This window comes from Acidovorax sp. LjRoot38 (assembly GCF_964252975.1).
GTDB lineage: Bacteria > Pseudomonadota > Gammaproteobacteria > Burkholderiales > Burkholderiaceae_C > Acidovorax > Acidovorax facilis.
Genome location: NZ_CAXUPT020000003.1, coordinates 229,825 through 253,870 on the forward strand (window position 1 = coordinate 229,825; position 24,046 = coordinate 253,870).

23 protein-coding genes and 1 tRNA gene are annotated in these 24,046 nt (G+C 60.8%); 11 read left to right on the plus strand and 13 right to left on the minus strand.

Annotation, left to right across the window (positions count from 1 at the left end):
- Window positions 1-26 precede the first annotated feature (26 nt).
- From ACSQ22_RS06190 to rpsO, 9 genes are all read right to left on the minus strand, one after another.
- On the minus strand, window positions 27-635 hold the full coding sequence (locus tag ACSQ22_RS06190) for an NADH-quinone oxidoreductase subunit C (protein ID WP_436129757.1): 609 nt from the start codon (window positions 633-635) through the stop codon (window positions 27-29).
- Between the two features lie 10 nt (window positions 636-645).
- Complete coding sequence (locus ACSQ22_RS06195; RefSeq protein WP_007849129.1) at window positions 646-1,125, minus strand: NuoB/complex I 20 kDa subunit family protein; 480 nt, start codon at window positions 1,123-1,125, stop codon at window positions 646-648.
- Between the two features lie 24 nt (window positions 1,126-1,149).
- On the minus strand, window positions 1,150-1,509 hold the full coding sequence (locus tag ACSQ22_RS06200; protein ID WP_055393226.1) for an NADH-quinone oxidoreductase subunit A: 360 nt from the start codon (window positions 1,507-1,509) through the stop codon (window positions 1,150-1,152).
- Between the two features lie 73 nt (window positions 1,510-1,582).
- A tRNA-Leu gene (locus ACSQ22_RS06205) sits at window positions 1,583-1,667 on the minus strand.
- Between the two features lie 114 nt (window positions 1,668-1,781).
- Window positions 1,782-2,156, minus strand: coding sequence for a preprotein translocase subunit SecG (gene secG / locus ACSQ22_RS06210; protein ID WP_055393223.1), 375 nt, complete (start codon window positions 2,154-2,156; stop codon window positions 1,782-1,784).
- A gap of 39 nt (window positions 2,157-2,195) precedes the next feature.
- Window positions 2,196-2,945 (minus strand): triose-phosphate isomerase, encoded by a 750-nt coding sequence (tpiA, locus tag ACSQ22_RS06215; protein WP_055393221.1) that lies wholly within the window; start codon window positions 2,943-2,945, stop codon window positions 2,196-2,198.
- 2 nt (window positions 2,946-2,947) lie between these two features.
- Window positions 2,948-3,934 (minus strand): NAD(P)H-quinone oxidoreductase, encoded by a 987-nt coding sequence (locus tag ACSQ22_RS06220; protein ID WP_436129934.1) that lies wholly within the window; start codon window positions 3,932-3,934, stop codon window positions 2,948-2,950.
- 97 nt (window positions 3,935-4,031) lie between these two features.
- Entirely contained in the window at window positions 4,032-6,308 is a 2,277-nt protein-coding gene (gene pnp / locus ACSQ22_RS06225; RefSeq protein ID WP_436129758.1) for a polyribonucleotide nucleotidyltransferase, read from the minus strand.
- Between the two features lie 207 nt (window positions 6,309-6,515).
- Window positions 6,516-6,782: a 30S ribosomal protein S15 gene (rpsO, locus tag ACSQ22_RS06230; RefSeq protein ID WP_005793232.1), complete on the minus strand. Its 267-nt coding sequence runs from the start codon at window positions 6,780-6,782 to the stop codon at window positions 6,516-6,518.
- A 202-nt stretch (window positions 6,783-6,984) separates the two neighbouring features.
- On the opposite strand from rpsO, the gene ACSQ22_RS06235 reads away from it, so the two are divergent.
- From ACSQ22_RS06235 to ACSQ22_RS06280, 10 genes are all read left to right on the plus strand, one after another.
- On the plus strand, window positions 6,985-7,290 hold the full coding sequence (locus tag ACSQ22_RS06235) for a hypothetical protein (protein WP_436129759.1): 306 nt from the start codon (window positions 6,985-6,987) through the stop codon (window positions 7,288-7,290).
- A 106-nt stretch (window positions 7,291-7,396) separates the two neighbouring features.
- A complete protein-coding gene (locus ACSQ22_RS06240; protein ID WP_436129760.1) occupies window positions 7,397-7,999 on the plus strand; it encodes a GspH/FimT family pseudopilin in 603 nt (200 codons plus the stop codon).
- Between the two features lie 5 nt (window positions 8,000-8,004).
- A complete protein-coding gene (gene pilV / locus ACSQ22_RS06245) occupies window positions 8,005-8,667 on the plus strand; it encodes a type IV pilus modification protein PilV (protein WP_436129761.1) in 663 nt (220 codons plus the stop codon).
- 48 nt (window positions 8,668-8,715) lie between these two features.
- Window positions 8,716-9,624 carry a PilW family protein gene (locus ACSQ22_RS06250; protein WP_436129762.1) on the plus strand — a complete coding sequence of 303 codons (909 nt, stop codon included), beginning with the start codon at window positions 8,716-8,718 and terminating at the stop codon, window positions 9,622-9,624.
- Between the two features lie 18 nt (window positions 9,625-9,642).
- The gene (locus ACSQ22_RS06255; RefSeq protein ID WP_436129763.1) at window positions 9,643-10,458 is read left to right on the plus strand and encodes a pilus assembly PilX family protein; all 816 of its coding nucleotides are present in this window, start codon (window positions 9,643-9,645) and stop codon (window positions 10,456-10,458) included.
- A gap of 84 nt (window positions 10,459-10,542) precedes the next feature.
- Entirely contained in the window at window positions 10,543-14,154 is a 3,612-nt protein-coding gene (locus ACSQ22_RS06260) for a pilus assembly protein (RefSeq protein ID WP_436129764.1), read from the plus strand.
- A gap of 28 nt (window positions 14,155-14,182) precedes the next feature.
- Window positions 14,183-14,611, plus strand: coding sequence for a type IV pilin protein (locus ACSQ22_RS06265; protein WP_436129765.1), 429 nt, complete (start codon window positions 14,183-14,185; stop codon window positions 14,609-14,611).
- A 25-nt stretch (window positions 14,612-14,636) separates the two neighbouring features.
- Entirely contained in the window at window positions 14,637-15,746 is a 1,110-nt protein-coding gene (gene ribD, locus ACSQ22_RS06270; RefSeq protein WP_436129766.1) for a bifunctional diaminohydroxyphosphoribosylaminopyrimidine deaminase/5-amino-6-(5-phosphoribosylamino)uracil reductase RibD, read from the plus strand.
- 370 nt (window positions 15,747-16,116) lie between these two features.
- Window positions 16,117-17,319 carry an ammonium transporter gene (locus tag ACSQ22_RS06275; protein ID WP_436129767.1) on the plus strand — a complete coding sequence of 401 codons (1,203 nt, stop codon included), beginning with the start codon at window positions 16,117-16,119 and terminating at the stop codon, window positions 17,317-17,319.
- Between the two features lie 106 nt (window positions 17,320-17,425).
- The gene (locus ACSQ22_RS06280) at window positions 17,426-19,345 is read left to right on the plus strand and encodes a phospholipase D-like domain-containing protein (protein WP_436129768.1); all 1,920 of its coding nucleotides are present in this window, start codon (window positions 17,426-17,428) and stop codon (window positions 19,343-19,345) included.
- Between the two features lie 173 nt (window positions 19,346-19,518).
- Here ACSQ22_RS06280 and ACSQ22_RS06285 read toward each other — a convergent pair whose 3' ends face one another.
- A complete protein-coding gene (locus tag ACSQ22_RS06285) occupies window positions 19,519-20,475 on the minus strand; it encodes a tRNA dihydrouridine synthase (protein WP_436129769.1) in 957 nt (318 codons plus the stop codon).
- A gap of 246 nt (window positions 20,476-20,721) precedes the next feature.
- On the opposite strand from ACSQ22_RS06285, the gene ACSQ22_RS06290 reads away from it, so the two are divergent.
- Window positions 20,722-21,273: a hypothetical protein gene (locus ACSQ22_RS06290; RefSeq protein WP_121422805.1), complete on the plus strand. Its 552-nt coding sequence runs from the start codon at window positions 20,722-20,724 to the stop codon at window positions 21,271-21,273.
- 117 nt (window positions 21,274-21,390) lie between these two features.
- Here ACSQ22_RS06290 and ACSQ22_RS06295 read toward each other — a convergent pair whose 3' ends face one another.
- From ACSQ22_RS06295 to ACSQ22_RS06305, 3 genes are all read right to left on the minus strand, one after another.
- Window positions 21,391-22,566: a methyltransferase gene (locus ACSQ22_RS06295; protein ID WP_436129770.1), complete on the minus strand. Its 1,176-nt coding sequence runs from the start codon at window positions 22,564-22,566 to the stop codon at window positions 21,391-21,393.
- 17 nt (window positions 22,567-22,583) lie between these two features.
- Entirely contained in the window at window positions 22,584-23,105 is a 522-nt protein-coding gene (locus ACSQ22_RS06300) for a GNAT family N-acetyltransferase (protein WP_055393295.1), read from the minus strand.
- A 207-nt stretch (window positions 23,106-23,312) separates the two neighbouring features.
- Complete coding sequence (locus ACSQ22_RS06305; RefSeq protein WP_055393192.1) at window positions 23,313-23,915, minus strand: hypothetical protein; 603 nt, start codon at window positions 23,913-23,915, stop codon at window positions 23,313-23,315.
- Window positions 23,916-24,046: the final 131 nt, after the last annotated feature.

Consider the following 24,046-nt stretch of genomic DNA (forward strand, 5'->3'; position numbering starts at 1 on the left):
GGTGGTTCACATGGGGCGCGGGCGCCTTAGTGCAGGCCTCCGTACTTGTCTTCGCGGATGATGCGCGGCGTGATCTCCCGCGGCTCGATCGACACGGGTTCGTAAACCACCCGGCGCAGCTCTGCGTCGTAGCGCATCTCAACATGACCAGACAGCGGAAAGTCTTTGCGGAAGGGATGGCCAATGAAGCCGTAGTCGGTCAGGATACGGCGCAGGTCGTTGTGGCCGTCGAACACAATGCCGAACAGATCAAACGCTTCGCGCTCGTACCAGTTGGCGGAGTTCCACAGGTCGGAGACCGAGGCCACCACCGGAAAATCATCATCGGCGCAGAACACCTTGACCCGCACACGCTGATTCAGACTGACGGACAACAGGTGCGAGACCACGCAATAGCGGGGGCCTTCACGCACGGCATCGGCATATGCCGAATAGTCCACGCCACACAAATCGATCAGTTGCTCAAAGCGGCAACCTTCAGCGTCACGCAACACGCGCATGGATTCGAGGTAATCAGCCGCATCAACGACCAAGGTGACCTCATCCAACGCCACCGTGATCTGACGCACCATCACCCCCAGGGCGGCGGCAATATTGTCTTTGAGTTTTTCAGGCCGAATGGCAACAGCGGTCATCATCAACCCTTCAGACACGAGCAATGGTGTTGGTACGGCGAATCTTCTGCTGCAGCTGGATGATCCCATAGATCAACGCCTCCGCCGTGGGCGGGCAACCTGGCACGTAGACATCCACCGGAACAATGCGATCGCAACCACGCACTACGGAGTAGCTGTAGTGGTAGTAACCGCCGCCGTTGGCACACGAGCCCATCGACAACACCCAACGCGGCTCGGACATCTGGTCGTACACCTTGCGCAACGCAGGCGCCATCTTGTTGCACAGCGTGCCGGCCACAATCATGAGGTCAGACTGGCGCGGGCTCGCGCGGAACACTTCCGCCCCAAAACGACCGATGTCGTAACGCGCCGCCGCAGCATGCATCATTTCGACGGCACAGCAAGCCAAGCCGAATGTCATCGGCCACAGAGAGCCGGTCTTGGCCCAATTCACCACCGAGTCGTAACTCGTGGTGATGAAGCCTTCCTTCATCACGCCTTCAATCATTGCATCATCCTTGTTGAGGCTCGCTCATTCCCAATCCAGGGCACCCTTTTTCCACTCGTAGGCAAAACCCACAACCAGAATGGCCAGGAAAATAACGACCGCCACGAAACCAGCGATCCCCACCTCATGCAGCGTCACCGCCCACGGGAAGAGGAATGCAATTTCGAGATCGAACAGAATGAAGAGAATGGCCACAAGGTAGTAGCGCACATCAAACTTCATGCGCGCATCCTCGAAGGCTTCAAAGCCACATTCGTAGGGAGAGTTCTTCGCGGCATCCGGGCGGTTGGGGCCCAGTATGTAGCCGAGTACAAGGGGGACAACGCCTACGGCGATGCCGACCAAGATGAACAAAAGGACGGGGAGGTACTGATCGAGGTTCATCTTGAGGATGTGCTCACCGCTGTGGCCTTGCCCGTCAGGACCCGAGCCGGGTCATGCAGGCAGGCCTTTGTTTTGGTGCCGTCGGCGAGACTCGAACTCGCACAGCTTTCGCCACTACCCCCTCAAGATAGCGTGTCTACCAATTTCACCACGACGGCTGATTTTTGCATCTGGATGGCATGAGGAACCTTGCGGTTTTGGCTTTCCAGACAATCCAGAATTCTACTCCGGAAAAACCCTGCTTCGGCTTACGGAGCCCAATTTAGTGCAGATTATTTGGTGGGGATCTGCGCTGCACCCGAGGCGGGCACGGCAGGAGCCACAGCAGCATCCGAAGCCGACAACGAAGGCGCACCTGCAGGCACTGCAGCAGCGGGATTTTCCAGCACGCTACCCGAACTGGCAGGACGCGCATTGCCGAAATAGGCCAGTGCCAGCGTTGCCACAAAAAACACCGCAGCCAGCACCGCCGTAGTGCGCGACAAGAAGTTGGCGCTACCGCTGGCACCAAACAGGCTTCCGGAACTGCCACTGCCAAACGCTGCGCCCATATCGGCACCCTTGCCATGCTGGATCAGGATCAGGCCAATCATCCCCAAGGCCGTCAGCATCTGCACAGCCAACACCACATTCACGATCACGTTCATTCTCTGTTCACTCCTGATTGAATAGTTTGAAGGGCAGCCTCACCGGGCGGCCGCAATGATTTGAAGGAAATCGGGCGCTTTCAGCGAGGCACCGCCAACAAGGCCGCCATCGATATCCGGCTGGGACAGCAACTGGGCGGCATTGGCCGCATTCATGCTGCCGCCGTACAGCAGGCGGATTCGATCCGCATGCTCGCTGGCCGCAGACAGCTGTGCCCGCAGCACTGCATGCACTGCCTGCGCCTGCTCAGGCGACGCCGTGCGGCCCGTGCCAATGGCCCAGACCGGTTCGTAAGCCACCACCACTTCGCTGATGCAGTGACCATTGAGGTGGATCACAGCCGCCAATTGACGCTTGACCACAACCTCGGTCTGCCCAGCTTCGCGCTCCTGAAGAGTCTCGCCCACGCAGACGATAGGCGTGATACCTGCCGCCAGTGCGCGCTGCGCTTTCTCGGCGACCACCACGTCGGTTTCACCATGGTATTGGCGGCGCTCTGAATGCCCCACGAGCGCGTACCGCACACCAAAGTCTTTCAACATGGCGGCCGACACCTCTCCGGTGTAGGCACCTGCTTCGTGCTGCGATACATCCTGGGCAGCCACCGCCACCAAAGACCCCAACGCAGCAGCCTGCACCTGCGCCAGATAGGGCGCCGGCACCGCAACGGCCACGTCACAAACCGCGTCAGCCAGCCCCGCCAAGATGCCTTTCAGCAAAGCATCGTTGGCAGCCAGACTGCCGTTCATCTTCCAGTTGCCTGCGATGAGTTTTCTCTTGTTTTTCATGATCACCACGTCAAAACAATCTTGCCAATGTGCTGATTTGACTCCATCAGCGCGTGGGCCTTAGCAGCCTCTGTCGCCGCAAATGTGCTGTGAATGACGGGCCGCACACGCCCCGCCACCAGCAGAGGCCACACATGCTCGCGCAATGCACGCGCAATCGCCCCCTTGAATGCCACAGAACGCGGACGCAAGGTGGAGCCAGTAATGGTCAGCCGGCGGCGCAGCACCAAACCCGCATTGAAGTCGCTCTTGATGCCACCCTGCACCGCAATGATGACAATGCGGCCGTCCTCAGCCAGGCACTGCACCTCGCGCGCCACGTAGTCACCTGCCACCATGTCCAGCACCACATCCACGCCTTTGCCCTGCGTAATGCGATTGGCTTCTGCCACAAAATCCTGCGTCTTGTAGTTGATGGCCTCGTGGGCCCCCAGCTGCAGGCATGCCGCACACTTTTCGTCGCTACCTGCAGTTGCAATGACCGTTGCGCCAAAGGCCCGCGCCAATTGAACAGCCGTCACACCAATACCACTGGTACCGCCTTGCACCAGCAAGCTTTCACCCGCCTGCAGATACCCCCGGTCGAACACATTGCTCCACACGGTGAAAAACGTCTCGGGCAGTGATGCAGCCTCAACATCGCTAAAGCCATCAGGCACCGGCAGGCACTGCACCACAGGCGCCACGCACCATTGGGCATAACCACCACCCGCCACCAGCGCACAGACGCGGTCACCCACCCGGATACCCGCCTCGGCCATGGCTGCGGCATCCCCCGACTCCACCACTCCCGCGACTTCCAGGCCCGGCAGGTCAGACGTGCCAGACGGAGGGGCATAGTGCCCCATCCGCTGGAGCACATCGGGGCGATTGATACCGCTGGCAGCCACACGGATCAGCAGCTCACCGGCACCCGCCTGCGGCACGGGGCGTTCACCCAGGCGCAGTACCTCGGGACCGCCAAAGGAAGTGATCTCGACAGCACGCATATTGCGATTCATGGGACGGTTAATTTTTGAGTGATTCTGGCTGCCAGCGCTTTATTCACAAGCGCAAGCAGCTACAAATCAATAGCAAAAAATCCGATCAGCCGACGATCTGCCCGGAACCGCTGTCCGAGGGCAAGGACTGTTGCTGTTGCTGTTGCTGTTGCTGTTGCTGTTGCTGTTGCTGTTGATCCGCGGGCTGGCGGCCCCCATCACGACCGTGGTCGCGGCGTGGTTCGCGGTCGCCGCGCTCTGCTGGAGCAGGACGGTCGCTGCCGCCGGCAGGACGATCGGCCAGCACCTTCATCGACAGCTTGACGCGGCCCTTCTCGTCGGTTTCCATGACCTTGACCTTCACGATCTGGCCTTCGGTCAGGTAATCGCCCACGCGTTCAACGCGCTCGTGGGCAATCTGACTGATGTGCAGCAGACCATCCTTGCCGGGCAGCAGATTGATCAGTGCGCCGAAGTCCAGGATCTTGGTCACAGGGCCTTCGTAGATCTTGCCAATTTCAACTTCGGCCGTGATCTGCTCAATGCGCTTCTTGGCCTCGTCGGCCTTGGCTGCGTCAGCGGCGGCGATGGTGATGGTGCCGTCTTCCTCGATGTTGATCTGGCAGCCGGTTTCTTCGGTCAGCGCACGGATCACCGCGCCGCCCTTGCCGATCACGTCACGGATCTTCTCGGGGTTGATCTTCATCGTGTAAAGCTTGGGCGCAAAGTTCGACACCTCGGTCTTGGCTTCACCCATGGCCTCTTGCATCTTGCCCAGGATGTGCATGCGCGCTTCCTTGGCCTGGGCCAGGGCGACCTGCATGATCTCCTTGGTGATGCCCTGGATCTTGATGTCCATCTGCAGCGCAGTAATACCAGCCGTGGTACCCGCCACCTTGAAGTCCATGTCACCCAGATGATCTTCATCACCCAGAATGTCGGTCAACACGGCAAAACGGTTGGCATCCTTGATCAGGCCCATGGCGATACCCGCCACATGCGCCTTCATCGGAACGCCCGCGTCCATCAGCGACAGGCAGCCACCGCAGACCGAGGCCATCGACGACGAGCCGTTGGATTCGGTGATTTCGGACACCACGCGCATGGTGTAGGGGAATTCTTCCTTCGTCGGCAACACGGCAATCAGAGCGCGCTTGGCCAGACGGCCGTGGCCGATTTCGCGGCGCTTGGTCGAACCCATGCGACCCACTTCACCGGTGGCAAAGGGAGGCATGTTGTAGTGCATCATGAAGCGGTCTTCATACTCGCCAGCCAGCGCATCAATGCGCTGAGCGTCGCGCTCGGTGCCCAGCGTGGTCACCACCAGCGCTTGGGTTTCGCCACGCGTGAAGAGCGACGAGCCATGGGCGCGGGGCAGTACGCTGCCACGGATTTCGATAGGGCGCACGGTGCGCGTGTCGCGGCCATCGATGCGGGGCTCGCCGGCTAGGATCTGGCTGCGCACGATGCCAGCTTCGATATCGAACAGCATGCCTTCAACCTTGACAGCGTCGAACTCGACACCCTCAGCCTTCAAGGCTGCCATCACGGCCGCATAAGCTTCGCGGCAAGCCTGCGTGCGGGCTTGCTTGTTGCGGATCTGGTAGGCAGCGCGCAGCTTGTCGTCGGCCAGGGCCACCACTTTGGCGATCAGGGTTTCGTCCTTGGCAGGGGCTTCCCACTGCCATACGGGCTTGCCAGCATCGCGCACCAGTTCGTGGATGGCGTTGATGGCCACATTGCCTTGCTCGTGGCCAAACACCACAGCGCCGAGCATTATTTCTTCGGACAGTTGTTGCGCTTCGGATTCCACCATCAGCACGGCGGCCTCGGTACCTGCCACCACCAGATCCATCTGCGAGTTCTTGCGCGCAGTCTGACCAGGGTTGAGCACGTATTCGCCGTTGATGTAGCCCACGCGTGCGGCGCCGATAGGACCGTTGAACGGGATGCCAGAGATGGCCAGGGCTGCACTGGTAGCGATCAGGGCTGCGATGTCAGCGTCCACCTCTGGGTTCAGCGACACCGTGTGGATCACCACATGCACTTCGTTGAAGAAACCTTCGGGGAACAGCGGGCGGATCGGACGGTCGATCAGACGGCTGGTCAGGGTTTCGTGCTCGCTGGGCTTGGCTTCGCGCTTGAAGAAGCTGCCAGGGATCTTGCCTGCAGCGTAGGTCTTCTCGATGTAGTCCACCGTCAGAGGGAAGAAGTCCTGTCCTGGCTTGGCACCCTTGGATGCCACCACGGTGGCCAGCACCACGGTGTCATCAATGTTCACCAGCACAGCGCCGGAGGCTTGGCGGGCGATCTCACCCGTTTCCATGATGACGGTCTTGTCACCCCACTGGAAGGTCTTGGTGATTTTGTTGAAAATGCTCATGTTCAGCTCCTGTTTTAATAGCTGGTAGCGCTCTACCAGATTGGCTTGGAGAGCAATTCAGAACACGATGCCATTCCAGGGAACCTGCACACCAACCCATGGCGGCAACTTCATTGGAATGACACAGCTTCGCTCTGTTTTGCGACTCCGAAGTAAAAAACGCCTGAGCTAGCGGACTAACCCAGGCGTTTTCGCATGCGATTGCAATTACTTGCGCAGACCCAGCTTGGCGATCAGCGCGGTGTAACGGTCAGCGTCCTTGGCCTTCAGGTAGTCCAGCAGCTTGCGACGACGGCTCACCATGCGCAGCAGGCCACGGCGACCATGGTGGTCCTTGGCATGCGTCTTGAAGTGGGGGGTCAGTTCGTTGATGCGGGCGGTCAGCAGGGCCACCTGCACTTCTGGGCTACCGGTGTCATTGGCAGCACGGGCGTTCGCCTTGACGACTTCGGCCTTGATAGAGGATGCGATCATTGTTTTTCCTTGATAAGGCCCGCAAAGGAAGCTGGGCCGTGGTTTTTACTTGCGCCAGCGGCTGGAACGGCTGCAGGCGTGCGTCTTGCACCATGCAAAACCTCGTGATTATAGCCTTGGCAAGAATTTAACCTTGCCAAGCACCATGCGATCTAGAACACTCGCGCTAAACCGCACCTCCGATCCACACTGTAAGCCTCCCATGACACAAGCCAACGCAACATCGGCGCGCAGACTCGCAAGCCTTTCACCCCGAAGCGGATTTCCCACACTTTCCACCGTCGCATTCGCGTTGTTCTTGCTGACCAACCCAGAAGTCACACTTGCGAAAGGCACCTCCGACAGCAAAACGGCCTCAGCGAGCAATCCTGCAAAAAAGAAAGGCGTGAGCAAAGTGACCTACCAACGAAGCACCTCCGAAGAAACACGCACCGAACGTGATCGGAGGATGTATCGAGAGTGCAAAGGTTTACACAATGCAGGGGCGTGCAGAGGCTACACGCAATAGTCGCAAACCACAGGGCGTGGCCCTGGGCGAGCCGCTCATCACTACGCGGGCGCCACTCATCAAGCACACACACGCAGCGTCAGAACTATCCAAATAGCATTCGCCCATGCAGAACATGCAATCTCTATCTCGCTTACGGCGGAGTATCCGCAAGCCGAGCACCCCACGGGCACCCCATGGGTTCACCGTCATTGAGCTGATGGTGGTCGTTTCCATCTTGGCCCTTCTCGCGGCACTGGCCCTCCCCAGTTTCACACCGCTGATAGAGCGCTGGCGCGTGCAGCAGGCGGTGAAGGGGCTTGAATCCACCCTTTACTACGCACGCGCAGAAGCCATCAAACGGGGCGGCACCGTCACAGTCCACAAGCACCCCACTGGCACCGGTGGCTGCCTGCTCGCTCCTGGCAACGCAAATTGGGATTGCGGCTGGTTTGTTTTTACCGACACCAACAGCAATGGAGCATTAGATGCAGGTGAAGAAGTTTTGCAAAGCTTCCCTACTCCGCCGAACATTGACGTGACGCGCGTCGGCGGTGCTGCAAGCATCGAATTTGACCGCTGGGGCCGGGTGTCAGGCCCATTTGTCGGTTTCAGCCTGGTCCCTCACAATAAAAACATCTCTGACTCGGCCGCTCGCGGCCTGTGCATGAGCTCCGGGGGACGCATCAGAACCATTAAATCCGAAGATATGCCATGCACGTCCGGCTAAAGACTATGCAGCACACTGCTCATCCTAATCAGCGAGGCATCACGCTGATCGAATCCCTGGTCGCCATCGTTGTTGCCGCATTGGGCATTCTGGGCGTTCTGGGTGTACAGATGCGTACCCTTAGTGACACCCAAACCAGCGTGCACCGTGCACAGGCCATTCGCCTGATTGAAGATCTGAGCGAGCGCATGAAGACCCACCCCAATGCCTTGGTGAGCATTGACAGCTACACCGTTGACTGGCGCCCAGGCCCAGCGCCAACCCCTCAGGCTTCCAAACTCTGCGAAGGCGCCACCAATTGCACCCATGCAGAGTTTGCCGCTTATGACCTGCGCGAATGGAAACGCACTCTTGAGCGCACTCTTCCTTTGGGAGACGCCAGCGTCTTTTTTGCTCCGGCCGAAACGACCGCCGGTAGCCGCCGCCAGTTGGGCGTGATGATCCGCTGGCGTGAGAACGAGCGCAGTACCGACAACTCTTACCTCGCAGATTTGCTGACAACGGCAACCAACCTGGGTGGAGATGCTGGGATGCCGACCTGCAACGTCAGCCCCACATCCACCCCCAGGTACACCTGCCACCTCCAATACATACCCGTCAGCAGTCGCTGCGCTCCTTACTTTGCCGATGTCACCGTGCAGTACTTCTGCCCAGGCCCCAAATCCTGACAACGTTTGACTTCACCCGCTCCTCTCTTTTTATCAGGCAAGCTCGGCATGAAATATTCCACTTCGAGGCCAAACACACAGCGTGGCGTGACGCTGCTCGAACTGCTGGTCGGCATCACGATTGGCCTGCTCACGATCGCCGTGGCGATGGGCGCACTGATGGTGTCACGCGGCGTTACGGGCAGCGTGAGTGATGTCAGCGACCTGCAGCAGCAAGCCTCGTATGCTTTCCGCGTGATTGGCTCGCAATTGAGACAGTCAGGCTCCATCAAACTCAAAATGTCGGCGACCAAGTTGGAAACTGACACCACCCCCCCTTTGGTTGCAGAACCAGTGGCATTTGAAACCGACTTTACCGACGGGACCAACACATTCACCTTGGCAACCGATACCCTGAGTGGGCTGGACTCCCCTGGGGCCAGCGAATACAAGCTCACCACCGGTTACCGCAACTACACAGAGACTGTATATCTCGCCAAAGATCCAGCCAATCCGCTGGATCCAGAATCCGTGCTACGCAACTGCCTGGCAGGCAAGGGCACTCCCACACTCATCCAAAGTCAATTTGTGTTGAATGTTGCAGCCAATGAACTCCGCTGCAACGGCCCTACCGTGACCGGAAATGACATCCAGCCTATTGTCCGCAATGTCGCCAACTTCCAGGTCCGCTACCTGATGCAAACGGCAGCTGGCACAGGCAACCCCAACCTGCGCTATGTAGACGCCGCCACAGTAGGCGCTCCAGGCACCCCCGGCTGGGCCCAGGTTTTCGCGGTGGAAGTCTGTCTAGTGCTCTTTGGCAACGAAAAGCTCAGTCTACCTGCAGGCAGCACCTACACAGACTGCGATGGCGCCACGGCAATTGACCTGAACACGCTCGCAGAACCCCGGAACCGGCGCGTGCACTTGGTGTTCCGCAACGTCTACCAACTGCGCAGCCAAGGGCTGGCAGGCTAATCCACACACGGCACTGCCATGCAACGCTTGTCCCTACCTCTCTCCCTCCCCCCGCAACAGCGGCGCCAAAGCGGGGTCGCACTGTTTGTTGTGATTGTTTTTGTCATGCTCTCGATGCTGCTGGCACTGTGGGCGTCACGCACTTCGGTGTTCAACGAAATGGTGGTTGGCAACGACGCCGATTACCAGCGTGCTTTTGAAGCGGCCCAGGCACTGATACAAGACGCTGAACTCGACATACGCGGCGAAAAGGCCGATGGCAGTGACTGCAGGATTCCAACCGCCACGGCCTGCCGCGGAGGCCAGTCCGCTGTTGCACAAATCCCATTAGAAGCCAAGGAAGCTGCTGCATTGTGGGCAGACTTGGAAAATATCACCACAGGCCCACGCTGCCTGAACGCTCTTTGCCTGAAACGGACAGGAAGACAGGATTTTTGGAACAACGTCAGCGATAAAACAGACCCCCTTGTCGATTTCACGCTGGCTGAAATGGCGGTTGACACTGTGGGTGCGCGCTACGGTCAATACAGCGGCGCACAGCTAAGTAGCGACGAAAATGAGCCCAAAGGCAATCCCATTTTGCGAGATCGTTCCGCAAACAACCGGGGCGGGTGGTACTGGATAGAGATATTGCCTTACGACCCGAACGCAGACAAATCAGCGTTGATTGCAGGCGGCGCCAATCACCTGCCGCTGAATATGAAACCCAACGTCGTATACCGCATTACCGCTATTGCGTATGGGCGCAAGGTAAGACGCGTAGCAGGTGTGGACGTGCCGATTACCCAAGCGGTGCTGCAACAAACCTACGCCCGCCAGAAGCTCAAAGACTGATTTTTACTCAAAAATGATAGCTTTTCACGCTTGATACACAAGCATCAAAAGCCAATTCATCCCCTATTCGAACAGGAGCACACCATGCCCCACGCCATTCGTAACCGCACACATTTTAAAAAAACCCTGATTGCCATGGCCGTCGGTGCAGCACTGGCACCGCACGCTAGCTGGGCGCTGGATTTTGCACAGTCGCCACCCGGCACGGTAGAGCCCTATGTGGCACCCAATGTGATTATTTCCGTGGACGATTCGGGGAGTATGGATTTTCGGCTTGATCAGGAAAATGCAACAGGCGCAACAAACAATACCGTGCCGACCGTTGCAGCCCCCACCGCAGACGATCCGAATAGGAAAATTTGGCGCACGACAGACCGACGCATGAACGTATTGAAATATGCGCTCAAAGAGGTCTTCAACGACACTTCCCTATTGCCTGAGGGAAAAATTCGCTTGGCGTGGCAGGCGATGAACGCAAACAATGGCACTCCAGGAACACTTAATACCGGGACGACAGCACAGTCCAACACCAACTCCATGAAGGTGCTAGATTCCACCCATCGGAGTAATTTTCTCAGTTTTGTGAACAACCTGAGGCCTGGAAGCAGCACGCCATCTCACAGAATGTTCAAGAACGCTGACGAATATATGAGGCTTGGGCTGCATCAGAACGGCCCCTGGGCCTCGAAGCCAGGAACAACTGGAGCCCCCTACCTTGGCTGCCGTCGCAATTACCACCTTTTTATGACCGATGGCCGATGGAACGGCGCCGTATCCGGGGGATCCCAAGATAGCCGTAACGTCAACAAGACCCTGCCTGATGGCACGGTTTACGGCAGTACCAGCGCAGCGGCTAGACCACCCAACCAGCTCTATCACGACACCTTCAGCGACACCTTGGCCGATTGGGCGTTTAAGAGTTGGGCAGACCGCCTTCAACCAGCAGCTAGCCTCACAGGCTCTGTAACCCCCATCGCTGAATACGACCAAGCCCCTGCGACGGAAACAATCGGCGGTGTAGCCCTGCCTAAATACTGGAACCCAAAGTACAACCCTGCCAGTTGGGCTCACATGGTGTCTTACACCATTGGCTTTAGTTCCATGGCATACACATGGCCAGGCGCACCAACCATCACGCGCCCCACAACAATGGTTCCTTTTGGGTATGACGGCAGCTTTCCTAATTTGGTGAATGGCACACAAACGTGGCCTCAATTGGATAACGAAAACAAGCGTTCATTGGACTTGTGGCACGCTGCACTCAACGGGCGCGGTAGATTCTTTGCGGTGGAACAGGGCGAAGACCTGGAAAAAGCCTTCCGCATGATCATCCAGCAGATCAATACCCAGAACGAGCCCGACCGGGGGTCCACCGCCACCAGCGGAAGCAATGCCTCACGCAACGATGTGGGCAAGTATGTAGCCAACTATGTCCCCAAGGAAGGCTGGAGAGGCTGGGTTGAAGCAGAGACCGTCAAGACGGATGGCACCACGGTGCCTGCTGTAGGCTGGGCAGGGAAAACAACCGCTGACTTGCTTGATGCAGGAGGTTTCGATGTAGGTGCGCGGCTGATTTTGACTTGGAATGACAAGAACCAGCATGGAACCCCGTTCAAATGGACAACTGACGAGACCAATCTCAGCACCGCGCAAAAGAACTTTCTCAACTTGAAGAGCGATGGCACGAGCGATGCCCTGGGCCAGGATCGATTGAACTACGTGCGTGGGGACCGTTCCAAAGAAGGCACAGAAAGCCCGCCTGATTATCCTGCCGCAAAGCCCTTCCGTGAAAGAAAGTCTCGCCAAGGCAGCATCGTGAATTCCGAGGTGTGGTACGTCGGCGCACCCTCCAGTAACTACGTGTGGAAAGGCTACGCCGCATTTACCCGATCGAATAAAAATCGCCTGCCCATGATCTATGTGGGTGGAAACGATGGCATGCTGCATGGTTTTTCCGCCAATGACGGCACAGAGAAGCTGGCCTACGTGCCACGGGGCGTCATTCCAGCGGTGGGCCGTTTGACAGATCCGGCTTTTAACCAGAATCATCGTTATTACGTCGATGGTTCTGCCATGAGCGGTGATGTGGATGTCAATGGGGGCAAAGACCCTAGCGATCCCGATTATGGAATCTATGCTCCTGATTGGCGCACCATGCTCGTAGGCACGTTGGGCGCCGGTGGCAAAGGTTACTTTGTGCTGGACATCACGAGTCCGGGCACTACAGCGCCAGCCCCAGGCAACTTTACAGAGGGCAACGCCCAGCAACTGGTGTTGATGGACAAAACCCGACATGCCAGCGAGTCCGTGGCCACCGTGGCGGTTTGTGAAGATGCAGGGGTCACTCCCGTGGCAAACAAGGAAGCTTGCTTGGCGGCAGCCGACATGGGCCACATATTCGCCAAGCCTGTGATTGACGACACCAACCCCCAACGCACCACACAGATTGTGCGGATGAACAATAACCGCTGGGCTGCGGTGATGGGCAATGGCTACAACAGCAAGAGCGAGCGCCCTGTGCTGCTGGTGCAATATCTGGATGGCGACAAGAAACTGCTGCGACTGGTAGCGACAGGCACAACTGCAACAGGCAGCCACACCAACACAACCGACAACGGCCTCTCGGCGCCACGTCTGGTGGACATCAACAGTGATGGCCGCCCTGACGTTGTCTATGCCGGCGACCTCAAAGGCAATGTGTGGAAGTTTCTCATTGCAGACAGTGATGAGAACAACTGGGGCGTTGCACGCTGGGGCAGTTCGGCAGGTACCACCACAAACCATGCCACCAACGGGGTTCCACTTTTCACCGCCAAGGGTGGTACAGAGGGCTCCCCCAATTCGCGTACGCTGGCACAGTCCATCACCGCAGTACCTACGGTGCGCGCAAATGATCGCAAGAAGGAGATCGACATTGGCGGTGGCAAGAAGAAAACTGTGCCCGTTGGCGGCATGATGGTGGCTTTTGGGACGGGGCGTAACATTGCCACGGATGACCCCCAGAATGCGAACAAGCAAAGCTTGTACTCCGTGCTGGACAACACAAGCTACAAGCTGGTAGGAGCCAAGAAAGACCGCATCGCAGTATGTGCATCCACTTCTGACACAGCGTGTGACGAGCTGGTGAAGTCGACGGACGATCTGCCGACTTCGGTGACACAGGCAAATTTGGTACAGCGCCAAATTCCGGTTACCTCGGTCTTTACACGCGATGGACACCAGTTCTGGACCATTGATGCGTCCACCACGCTGGACTGGACTACCAATAAAGGTTGGTACATGGATCTGCCTGAGACACGTGAACGTTTACTCAAACCCATGGAGTTTTACGACAGCAGCAATATGCTGGCCGTGTTTTCGCAAGTCCCCGCCAAGGGATCCCTGCTGGACCCCAGCGTGGAGGCCTGTGAAGCAGGTTCTGTGGACAAGGAACGTCAGTTTTTTACCCTGATCAATATCATGGACGGCAAGCGTCCCAGTGTGCAGATCATGGACACGAACGGCGACGGGAAGTACAACCTGACCTCCGACATGGGGGCTTCGCGTGTGTCGATTACCGCAGGCTCTCAAACAATGATTCAACGCGGGAGCATCATCCGTCTCACAGGCAAAAAGGCGGACGGTACCGACGACAACCTAGACAACCAAACGTTCCCAGAGCAAAGCATGCGCCCCAGCTGGCGGCAACTGCGTTAAGCTCAATCTCAATCAAGAGCAGTTTTTTATGAAACATCATCATCGGGGATTTACGCTCATCGAGATCATGATCGTGGTGGCGATCACTGGCATCCTCGCGGCCGTCGCTATCCCGAGCTACGCCGAATACATCCGGCGCGGACACCGCGCCGATGCAAGGGCAGGGCTGCTGCAGGCCCAACAGTGGCTGGAGCGCGCGTCTACGGCTACGGGCACCTACCCTACCGCGCTTCCCGCCAACCTGACGTGGGCCGCTGATCAGACCAAGCGCTACACCATCGCCATTGGTGGCCCTGCCACGACGTCGTCATTCACACTGACGGCAACACCTAAGGCTGGTACTCCCCAGGCAGGCGACAAGTGCGGCAACTACACATTGACCCACACAGGGATACGAGGTGCCAACGGGAAAATCCAAACCGACGCTGGCTTCGACGCCACTTGCTGGAACAAATAGCCGCTGAGCTACCATCCTGGGCGCCATGATTCATAAAGCGCCCCCCCATATCCACCAAGCGCTTGGGCTCGCCACCCAAGCGCTTTTTGTTTCCAACCCCAACCCTCGTGTTGGCTGCGTGCTTGTCTCTCCAAGCGGCGAAGTGATAGGCCAAGGGTTCACGCAGCATGCGGGTGGGCCACACGCTGAAGTCATGGCCCTGCGCGACGCCAGCGGCAAGGGGTTCGGCACGTCAGGCGCCACAGCCTATGTGACGCTGGAGCCCTGTTCCCACCATGGGCGAACTGGCCCCTGCTGCGATGCACTAATCCAAGCGGGTGTTGCCAAAGTGGTGGCCTCGTTGGCGGACCCAAACCCTTTGGTGGGCGGGCGCGGGTTTGACCGGCTGCGTGCGGCAGGGGTGGAGGTCGTGGTCGGCCCGGGGGCTGAAGAATCCCGAGAACTCAACATTGGTTTTTTCAGCCGCATGATCCGAGGTACACCCTGGGTGCGGCTGAAAGTTGCAAGCTCGCTGGATGGCACTACGGCCCTGAACAATGGCGCCAGCCAGTGGATCACGTCCCGCGCTGCGCGGGCGGATGGACACGCGTGGAGGGCCAGGGCGTGTGCTGTATTGACGGGCATTGGCACCGTGCTGGATGACAACCCCCGGCTTGACGTCCGCGAAGTGCCTACGCCACGCCAGCCCCATGTGGTGGTGGTAGACAGCCAGTTGCAGTTGCCGACCGACGCCAATCTGCTGATGAAAGGGCGCGATTGTTATGTCTACACGGCCTCCGAAAACGAAACCAAGAAGGCCGCCTTGCAAGCCTGTGGGGCCACGGTGATCTACCTGCCCAATGCGAACGGCAAGGTCGATCTTTCGGCAATGCTTCAGGACCTGGGCCAGCGGGGCATCAACGAGTTGCATGTGGAGGCCGGGCACAAGCTCAATGGTTCTCTGGTCCGAGAAGGCCTGGTCGATGAGCTGTTGTTGTACCTGGCACCACGGCTTTTGGGTGCGGGACGGGGAATTGCAGACTTTGGCCCGTTGACGGCCTTGGCCGATGGGCTGGCGCTGGAATTCAAGTCCGTAGAGACCTTGGGCGCGGACTTGCGCGTTGTGGCACGGGTGCAGGGACGCGACAGTTTCTAACACCTCCACCCTGCCCGCAGGCACGGGCTTCGCAGTGCGGATGGTGAAAGACAAACGGGTGAGGCGAGGCTGAACAGCAGCAGGTGGACTCTCACAGCGTATCCCAGTGGGAATGCCTGCAAAACAATGCTCTGCACCATCGCGCCATAGGCACTCATCTGCGCAGCACGAAGATATGCCAGATAGCTACCGTCACCCAGCTCAACCACCTGTCCCGGCAAATCCCATTGCCCCCGCCCCTCCACATCACACCAAAACAGTGCAAAACAACGCACCATTCTTTGGCGCGATTTTTGCTTCAACTTGGTGCAAATCTGGTAGCCAGGCTCGAAACGCACCAGAACAGATCAACCAATCGCGCGAGGACGTTATGGAAGCACTCAAACAGGGCACTGATGCCCTGTTCATTCTTCTGGGGGCCATCATGGTGCTGGCCATGCATGCAGGGTTTGCCTTTCTGGAACTGGGCACGGTTCGCAAAAAGAACCAGGTGAATGCGCTGGTCAAGATCCTGGTGGACTTTTCGGTGTCCACCGTGGTGTATTTTGTGGTGGGCTACAGCGTGGCCTACGGCACGCATTTCTTTGTGAGTGCGGAATCGCTGGCGCAGCAGAACGGCTACGCATTGGTCAAGTTCTTCTTCCTGCTCACTTTTGCGGCTGCCATTCCGGCGATTGTGTCGGGCGGGATCGCGGAGCGGGCCAAGTTCTGGCCCCAGCTGATGGCCACGGCGGTCATTGTGGGGTTTGTCTATCCGTTCTTTGAAGGCATTGCCTGGAACCAGCACTTCGGGGTGCAGGCCTGGATCAAGGGACTGACGGGCGAAGAGTTCCACGACTTTGCGGGCTCCATCGTCGTGCATGCCATTGGCGGGTGGATCGCCCTGCCGGCCGTGATCCTGCTGGGCTCGCGCGCCAACCGCTACCGCAAGGACGGGGCCATCTCTGCACATCCGCCTTCCAACATCCCGTTTTTGGCGCTGGGCGCCTGGGTGCTGGTGGTGGGATGGTTCGGCTTCAATGTGATGAGCGCACAGACCGTGGACAAGCTCTCCGGCCTAGTGGCCGTGAACTCGCTGATGGCTATGGTGGGCGGCACGCTGGCGGCGTTGGTGCTGGGCAAGAACGACCCGGGCTTCGTGCACAACGGCCCGCTGGCCGGGCTGGTGGCTGTGTGCGCGGGCTCCGATCTGATGCACCCGCTGGGAGCGCTGGTGGTGGGTGCCGTGGCGGGAGCAATCTTTGTGGTGATGTTCACGCTCACCCAGAACCGCTGGAAGATCGATGACGTGCTCGGCGTGTGGCCGTTGCATGGCCTGTGCGGCACATGGGGCGGGCTGGCAGCAGGCATTTTCGGCAGCAAGGCGCTGGGTGGGCTCGGTGGTGTGAGCTTCTCGGCCCAGTTGATCGGCAGCACCCTGGGCGTGGCCTGGGCGCTGGTAGGTGGCCTGGTGGTGTATGGCATTCTCAAGAGCACGGTGGGCCTGCGGCTCACGCAGGAAGAGGAATTTGACGGGGCTGACCTGTCGATCCACAAGATCAGCGCCACGCCAGACCGCGAAGTGAGCTGGTAAGCCCGGCGAGGCGCTGAGAAGGCCACTGCCAACCTGGCAGCCGCTGTGGCGGAGTTGGCGCCGCGTCTGACAAGCGCGGCCACCGCCACACGGTCACAATCGCGCCATGCTTTTATCGACCCCTGCCATTCCAGCGTTTCTGGGCAACACGGCCCGCTACGGCTGGCTGGCGCTTTTGGCCGTCATCGTCGCAGGCGCAACCAGCGGCTGCGCCGGCCTGCCCAAGGACGTGGAGCGGCCGGTGTCGAGCGCCCTGGCCTCCCCCGCAGGGACGCCCCTGGGCCAACTCGTGGAGGAGCGCCGGGCATCGGCAGTCGGCCGCCACCCCTCGGGGTTCCTGCTGCTCAGCGGGCCACAGGCAGCCTACAGCAGCCGCTTGGCGCTGGTAGATGCCGCGCAGAAAACGCTGGACCTGCAGTACTACGCCATCCATGCCGACGCCAGCACCGAGCGCCTGCTGCTCAGTGTGGTGGCCGCAGCCCGGCGCGGCGTGCGTGTGCGGGTGTTGCTGGACGACTTTCACAGCGTGGGCCGGGATGCGCAGGTGATGCGCCTGGCCTTTGTACCCAACATCGAGATGCGCATGTTCAACCCGCTCACCGGGGCACGGGGCTCGCCGCTGGGGCGCATGTTCAGCGCGTTGAGCGACTTTTCGCGGGTGCAGCAGCGCATGCACAACAAGCTCTTCATCGCCGACAACGCCATGGGCGTCACCGGGGGCCGCAACCTGGGGGATGCCTATTTCGGCAATGCCGACTCCGGCAATTTTGTGGACCTGGACGTGCTGGCCGCAGGGCCTGTGGTGCAGGATCTCTCCCGCAGTTTCGACAGCTATTGGAACAACGAGCGCGCCTACCCCGTGCAATCGCTGGTCACGCGGGAGGAACTGGACATTCTGCGCGAGCGCATGCGCAACCCGGATGCCGTGCAGCGCGAGCGTATCGCAGGCCAGGGTGGCGCCCTGGCACCGGACAGCCAGCCCGTGCAAGACGGCCGGCGAACCACCGCCGCCCAGCGTGCGCGCATCTGGGACTACCAGCCCATGGACCTGGCGCAAGCGCAGTTCACCTGGGCCCCGGCAGCGGTGCTGGTGGACAAGCCTGCCAAGATTCCGCCCGATGGCACCTCCCTGGCCGCGCTGCCTGAAAAGCCCCCGGCCCGGGCCACCCCCCTCGCCGTCGTGTCGCGGGGCGCTGCGCGTGCGCCAGCTAAGGCCCCCACCGAAGCCCTGGCCGTTGCTGCCGGGGCTGCTGCCCCCCCCGAATCGTCAGCGCCCAATCCCACCAACGGCATCCCATCAGCCCCTGCAGCAGGGTCTACCCCCGACCCTGCAACTATTGATGCCCAGACCGATACCGTGGTGGATGGGCTGCTGCACCTCATGGGACAGGCGCGGCGCGATCTGCTCATCATTTCGCCCTACTTCGTGCCAGGGCCCGACATGAAGCAGGCCTTTGCAGCCGCACGCGCGCGGGGCGTTCGGGTGCGGGTGCTCACCAACTCGCTGGCCTCCAACGATGCGCCCATTGCCCACGCAGGCTATGCGCGCCACCGGCCCGATCTGCTGGCCATGGGCGTCGAGCTGTACGAAATGCGCAGCGAGCTCACGGGCGTGCTGCGCGGGGCACTGGGCTCCACGGGCAGCACGGGGGGGCGTGATGGTATCAGCGGTGCGGCCAGTTCTGTCGGCAGCTCACGCGCCATGCTGCACTCCAAGATTCTGATCATGGACGGCCGCCTGCTGGTGGTGGGTTCGATGAACCTGGACATCCGCTCGCAGCGGCAGAACACGGAGATCGCGCTGCTGATCCGCAGCAGCGACCTGTCACGCCGCGCCACCACGCAGATCGAAACGGCATTGCGCGAAGCCGCCTGGCATGTGCAGTTGCGCGATGGCGGCCAACTGGTGTGGCATGCCCCCGAGGGCAGCGGCCTGCCAGATGCCACCACCGAACCCGATGCCAGCGCGCCACTGCGGCTGATGCTGCAACTGCTGGGCCCGCTGGCGCCGGATCACCTGCTCTAGGGATGGCCTGCATAACTCCCTGCGGTCGGTGATAGCGCGGTCTCGGGCGGTCCGCTGCGTTGCTTTTCTTGCCAATAGCTGGGCTATTGGCTGCAAAAAGACGCCTTGCGGCCCATCCCGATCCGCACTACCACTGACTCGCGAGGGTTATGCAGGACATCCCTAGATCAACCCTAGGCTGGCTGCAATGCATCCACCCACGCGGTGATCGCCCGCTGGTCCGTCATCGTGCGCACGCGCTGGTAGGCGACCTCGGCCTCCGGAAAGCGCCTGCGCAGGAGGTTGAGCCATTGTTTGAGCCGCCCCGCCCGCTGGCGTGGCTCCAAGTCGTCACACACCAGTTGCCAGAAGGTCGCCAGGTGCGGCAGCATGTCGGCCCAGGCCACCGTGTCCGCGCCGGGCTGCCCCGCATCCGACGCGCGGATGGCCCGGGCCAGGCCGGGGTCAGCCACCATGCCGCGCCCGAGCATCAGCGCATCGCAGCCCGACACTTCGCGGCAGCGCTGGGCGTCGGCCACGGTCCAGATCTCGCCATTGGCCACCACGGGGATGCCGACCGCAGAGCGGATGGTGGGGATGTGCTCCCAATACGCTGGGGGCCGGTAGCCGTCGGCCTTGGTGCGGGCATGCACCACCAGTTCGGCAGCGCCGCCCGCCTGCATGGCCTGCGCACATTCGCGCATCAGACCGGTGTCGTTGAAGCCCAGGCGCATCTTGGCGGACACGGGCAAATGGGAGGGCACTGCGCGGCGCACAGCGGCCACCACGGTGGCGATGCGCTCGGGCTCCTGCAGCAGCGCCGCGCCCCCGCCGTGGCGGTTGACAACCTTGGCCGGGCAACCAAAGTTCAGGTCGATCCCCTCGGGCCCCAGGGCCGCCAGGCGTGCGGCGTTCTCAGCCATGCAGACGGGATCAGAGCCCAGCAGCTGCGCACGCACCGGCACACCGGCCAGCGTGCGGCTGCCGTTGTGCAACTCCGGCACGTAGCGCAGAAACACCTTGTCCGGCAGCAGCGTGCCGGTGATGCGGATGAACTCCGAGACGCAGCGGTCCACCCCGCCCACGCGGGTCAGCACATCACGCAGCACAAAATCCAGGAGCCCCTCCATGGGGGCAAGCAGCAAGGTCATCACGAGAAAGGCCACCGGGCCCAGCACCCCAGCACAGAGCGCGGCCCGCACACAGCCAAAATATGAATCAAAAAGGGCCCTAGCTCTTGATGGATAAGCGCAAGCAGCTATTAAATATATAGCAAATACTGCTTTTGCAGCCATGCTACGACCAGGGGCAGACCGCCATTGTGCGGCAGCGAGGTCATCACAGCGTCATGGCGGCTTGCTGCAATCACCGCCATTCACCCGTGAATGGAGAACCCCATGCTGCTACAAAAAACCGAAAAAGCCCGCCTGGAACTCTTGCCCGGCGTCCGCACCCTGAGCCTGCGGGAGCGTTCTCTGCTGCTCCTGGTGGATGGCAAACCGCTGTCCGACTTGCAGGCCATGTACAACGGCATCGGCGCGCAGATTGTCGACAACCTCATGCGCCAGGGTTACCTGGCCGGCCCGGCCGAGCTACCGCCGCCCTCCGCCGCGCAAACCGCTGCACACAACAAGCCATCCATCCAGCGCCCGGAGCCCGGCGATGCCCTGCGCTCGCTGGCCGGCGCACGCATGTACCTGTTCGACACCTGCGAGCGTCTGTTTGTGCGGCGCGACCCCGTGCTGGCGCAGCAGTTTCGCGAGGCGCTGCGCGCCGCCAAGGACCGCGCGAGCATGCTGGACGTGGGCGAAGCCATGTTTGAAGAAGTAGCGATGACCGCGGGGGCCGAACGTGCTGCCAGCCTGCGCGAAAGGTTCGAGCAGTTGCTGCCTTCTGCGCCTTCGGCCTCCGAGCCGTTTGATTCGACCCAACCCTCAGCACTGGCTTGAGGGGTAGGTTTTTTGAAACGTGTCTTGCGCAAACAGGGTTCAGGCAAGCGGTTCACCCCATGGCGAGGCGGCTGTTGCATCCCGACTTGCGAAGGTCCTGTGAAAATGACTCCGTGGTCAGGCTGCAGCCAGCCGCCACAACGAAGTGACCTCCGCCGCGCGGGCAGCGTGCAGGGCGTCACCCGCATCGGCCGCCTTGGCGTGGTGCGGTTTCACATCGTGCCGGCCACGCACCACCAGCCCCGCATCGGCAATCCATTCGAGCAGTTGCGTGCGTGGGCGCAGCCCCAGGTGTTCGGCCAAATCCGACAGGATCAGCCAGCCCTCGCCGCCAGGCTCCAGATGGTCGGACAAACCCGCCAGAAAGCCTTTGAGCATGCGGCTGCCTTCGTCGTACACCGCGTGCTCAATGGGCGAACTGGCCCGTGCGGGCACCCACGGGGGGTTGCACACCACCAGGGGCGCGCGGCCGGGCGGAAACAGGTCGGCCTGCAGCAGCTCAACCTGTGGCATGACACCGAGGCGCTGCAGGTTCTCCCGCGCGCAGGCCAGGGCGCGCGGGTCCTGGTCGGTGGCCACCACGCGCTGCACCCCACGGCGTGCCAGCACGGCAGACAGCACCCCCGTGCCCACACCAATGTCAAAGGCCAATGTCTTGCTAGGCAGAGCCGTGTCGGCCACCAGGCCCACGTATTCGCCGCGCACGGGCGAGAACACGCCGTAGTGCGGGTGGATGCGGTTGAGCGGTGGAGCGCCAAGCGCTGGCACTTCTACACCCTTTTTGCGCCATTCGTGCGCGCCCACCAGGCCCAGCAACTCACGCAGAGTGGCCACCGAGCGCTCGCCCGTGGCCGGGCCCCAGGCCTCGGTGCAGGCGTGGCGCCAATCGGGCGCACGGCGCAGGTCAATGCTGTAGTCGCCTTCGAGCGGGATAAGCACCGACGCCAGCACCCGCGCGCGCTGCGCCTGCGCCTGGCGGTGCAGGTGAAAGGCCTCGGCGGGGGTGGCGGCAGCAGCTTTTTCGGCGGCCTTGGCGGCGGACTTGCGGGGTTTGGCCGATTTGCCCGCCTTGCCGGACTTGGCATCGGCCCGGCGCATCAGCGCCTGCAGCAGCATGCGGGCGTTCTGGAAGTCGCCCTGCCACAGCAGACCCGTGCCTTCACAGGCCATGCGGTAGGCTGTGTCGGCGGCCAAGGTATCGTCGGCGGTGACAACCCGGCGCGGGGCCGGGGCACCACTCTCAGAGCGCCACTGGGCTTGTTGAATCTGGCCCTGGCGGCTCCATTCGATCATTGAGTGCCTTTGCGTGACTACGCGTTGATGGGGCGCTTCAGGCGCACTTCTTCGATCTTGACGCCCCCCACCACAGCCGTCTTGGCGGTGGAGAGTTCGCGCTTGAAGCCCGCCAGTTCGTGGAACCGGATGGCGCGCTCGTTGCGCAGCGGCACCCACGCCGTAACGTTGGTGCAACCTTCTTCCTGCAGGCCGTCGCGGGCAGCATCCCACAGAGCCAGACCCACGCCTTGGTTCCAGTGGGTAGGTGCGGCGTAGATGGCCCAGATTTCACCAGTGGTGGGGCGGGATTTTTCATCGCGCGAGCGGTCGTAGCCGACAAAACCGACGATCTTCTCGCCGTCCACGGCCACCTGGACCTGGGGCTCGCAATATTCAATGGCCTCGCGCCAGTAAGCCTGGCGCTTTTCGACCGACATGGATTTCAACTGCTCGTCTGGCACCAGCCCTTTGTAGACCTCTTGGGCTGAGACGGTATGGATCTGGGCAATGGCTTTGGCATCGCGAAGCGTGGCGGGACGAACCTGGATACTGGACATGAAAAAACCGAACGAAAACAGGGAAAGAAAAAACGAAAGGACCGGCATTGTCGCCGCAAACGGTTTTTCCCCCTGTCCGGCCCCCTCGCAAACCCTCTGTGGGGCCCTCTCAAATGCCTGTGTACGTAGCATTGCGGCGCCGGTAAAGCGGCTGCCGCTGCGGGCTGCGCCGCAAGCAACACCCAGCAGCGGGCGCCAAGCAGGATCTCAGGCCAGCGCCATGGAGCCCGAGAGCGAAGTCCCCGCCGCACCGGCTGCCGCCGCTGCACGCTGCACCAGCGCGCGCTTGTTGCGGGGGCGCGGTACATGCACGGCCGGGGGAGCACCGTTGATGGCCGAGAGCCCCAGCACCAGCGTGACGGTGCGCGAACACCCTTCCTCGCGCTCGTCGCTCGCATAGGCGCGGTAGCTGCCGTTGCCTTGCCCGTGGCGACGCTGCACCGTGTGGAAAGCCACGCGCACGCCGCTGACGCGGTGGCCCCCAAAAGGCAGCACGCGCAGCCGCGCATCGCAGTCCAGCGCCAGCCCCAGATTGCCATCGCGGTTGATGAGATCGGTGCGGATGGCACGCCATGTCTGCCCCTCGTCCATCGAAAACTGCCAGGTGCCTGCCTGGGCGTCCAGGTGCTCGATCACCACGCCAGCCGACGCCTGCGTGCCCGGGCAGTTTTCTTCCACGATCTGGGCCAGCGTGTTGCCCCCCAGCCCCGTGCTGCCCTGCGGCGAAGCGATGGCCGCCGGTCGTCGTTCGCCGTGGTGGCGGGACACATCGGAAGCGGCTGAACCTGGGTGAAGTGCATTGGCAGTCATGGGAAACCCTTTGAAAAACGAAGGTTGCGCATTGATGGATGGTTGGTACGCACCCCCTCAGGTGCTTTTCAATGCTTGACGGAAAGTCTAGAAAGTGCACAACGGAGCGTCCATCGCACAAATGGACTAGT

Bases quoted from the DNA above. Each gene is read 5' to 3' on its own strand.
- ACSQ22_RS06295 (WP_436129770.1), bottom strand. From the start codon at position 22,566: ATGATCGAATGGAGCCGCCAGGGCCAGATTCAACAAGCCCAGTGGCGC.
- ACSQ22_RS06250 (WP_436129762.1), top strand. From the start codon at position 8,716: ATGAAATATTCCACTTCGAGGCCAAACACACAGCGTGGCGTGACGCTG.
- ACSQ22_RS06285 (WP_436129769.1), bottom strand. From the start codon at position 20,475: ATGACCTTGCTGCTTGCCCCCATGGAGGGGCTCCTGGATTTTGTGCTG.
- ribD (WP_436129766.1), top strand. From the start codon at position 14,637: ATGATTCATAAAGCGCCCCCCCATATCCACCAAGCGCTTGGGCTCGCC.
- ACSQ22_RS06255 (WP_436129763.1), top strand. From the start codon at position 9,643: ATGCAACGCTTGTCCCTACCTCTCTCCCTCCCCCCGCAACAGCGGCGC.
- ACSQ22_RS06200 (WP_055393226.1), bottom strand. From the start codon at position 1,509: ATGAACCTCGATCAGTACCTCCCCGTCCTTTTGTTCATCTTGGTCGGC.
- ACSQ22_RS06265 (WP_436129765.1), top strand. From the start codon at position 14,183: ATGAAACATCATCATCGGGGATTTACGCTCATCGAGATCATGATCGTG.
- ACSQ22_RS06220 (WP_436129934.1), bottom strand. From the start codon at position 3,934: ATGCGTGCTGTCGAGATCACTTCCTTTGGCGGTCCCGAGGTACTGCGC.
- tpiA (WP_055393221.1), bottom strand. From the start codon at position 2,945: ATGAAAAACAAGAGAAAACTCATCGCAGGCAACTGGAAGATGAACGGC.
- ACSQ22_RS06190 (WP_436129757.1), bottom strand. From the start codon at position 635: ATGACCGCTGTTGCCATTCGGCCTGAAAAACTCAAAGACAATATTGCC.
- ACSQ22_RS06240 (WP_436129760.1), top strand. From the start codon at position 7,397: ATGCAGAACATGCAATCTCTATCTCGCTTACGGCGGAGTATCCGCAAG.
- ACSQ22_RS06235 (WP_436129759.1), top strand. From the start codon at position 6,985: ATGACACAAGCCAACGCAACATCGGCGCGCAGACTCGCAAGCCTTTCA.
- ACSQ22_RS06280 (WP_436129768.1), top strand. From the start codon at position 17,426: ATGCTTTTATCGACCCCTGCCATTCCAGCGTTTCTGGGCAACACGGCC.
- secG (WP_055393223.1), bottom strand. From the start codon at position 2,156: ATGAACGTGATCGTGAATGTGGTGTTGGCTGTGCAGATGCTGACGGCC.
- ACSQ22_RS06300 (WP_055393295.1), bottom strand. From the start codon at position 23,105: ATGTCCAGTATCCAGGTTCGTCCCGCCACGCTTCGCGATGCCAAAGCC.
- ACSQ22_RS06260 (WP_436129764.1), top strand. From the start codon at position 10,543: ATGCCCCACGCCATTCGTAACCGCACACATTTTAAAAAAACCCTGATT.
- rpsO (WP_005793232.1), bottom strand. From the start codon at position 6,782: ATGATCGCATCCTCTATCAAGGCCGAAGTCGTCAAGGCGAACGCCCGT.
- ACSQ22_RS06290 (WP_121422805.1), top strand. From the start codon at position 20,722: ATGCTGCTACAAAAAACCGAAAAAGCCCGCCTGGAACTCTTGCCCGGC.
- ACSQ22_RS06305 (WP_055393192.1), bottom strand. From the start codon at position 23,915: ATGACTGCCAATGCACTTCACCCAGGTTCAGCCGCTTCCGATGTGTCC.
- pilV (WP_436129761.1), top strand. From the start codon at position 8,005: ATGCAGCACACTGCTCATCCTAATCAGCGAGGCATCACGCTGATCGAA.
- ACSQ22_RS06195 (WP_007849129.1), bottom strand. From the start codon at position 1,125: ATGATTGAAGGCGTGATGAAGGAAGGCTTCATCACCACGAGTTACGAC.
- ACSQ22_RS06275 (WP_436129767.1), top strand. From the start codon at position 16,117: ATGGAAGCACTCAAACAGGGCACTGATGCCCTGTTCATTCTTCTGGGG.
- pnp (WP_436129758.1), bottom strand. From the start codon at position 6,308: ATGAGCATTTTCAACAAAATCACCAAGACCTTCCAGTGGGGTGACAAG.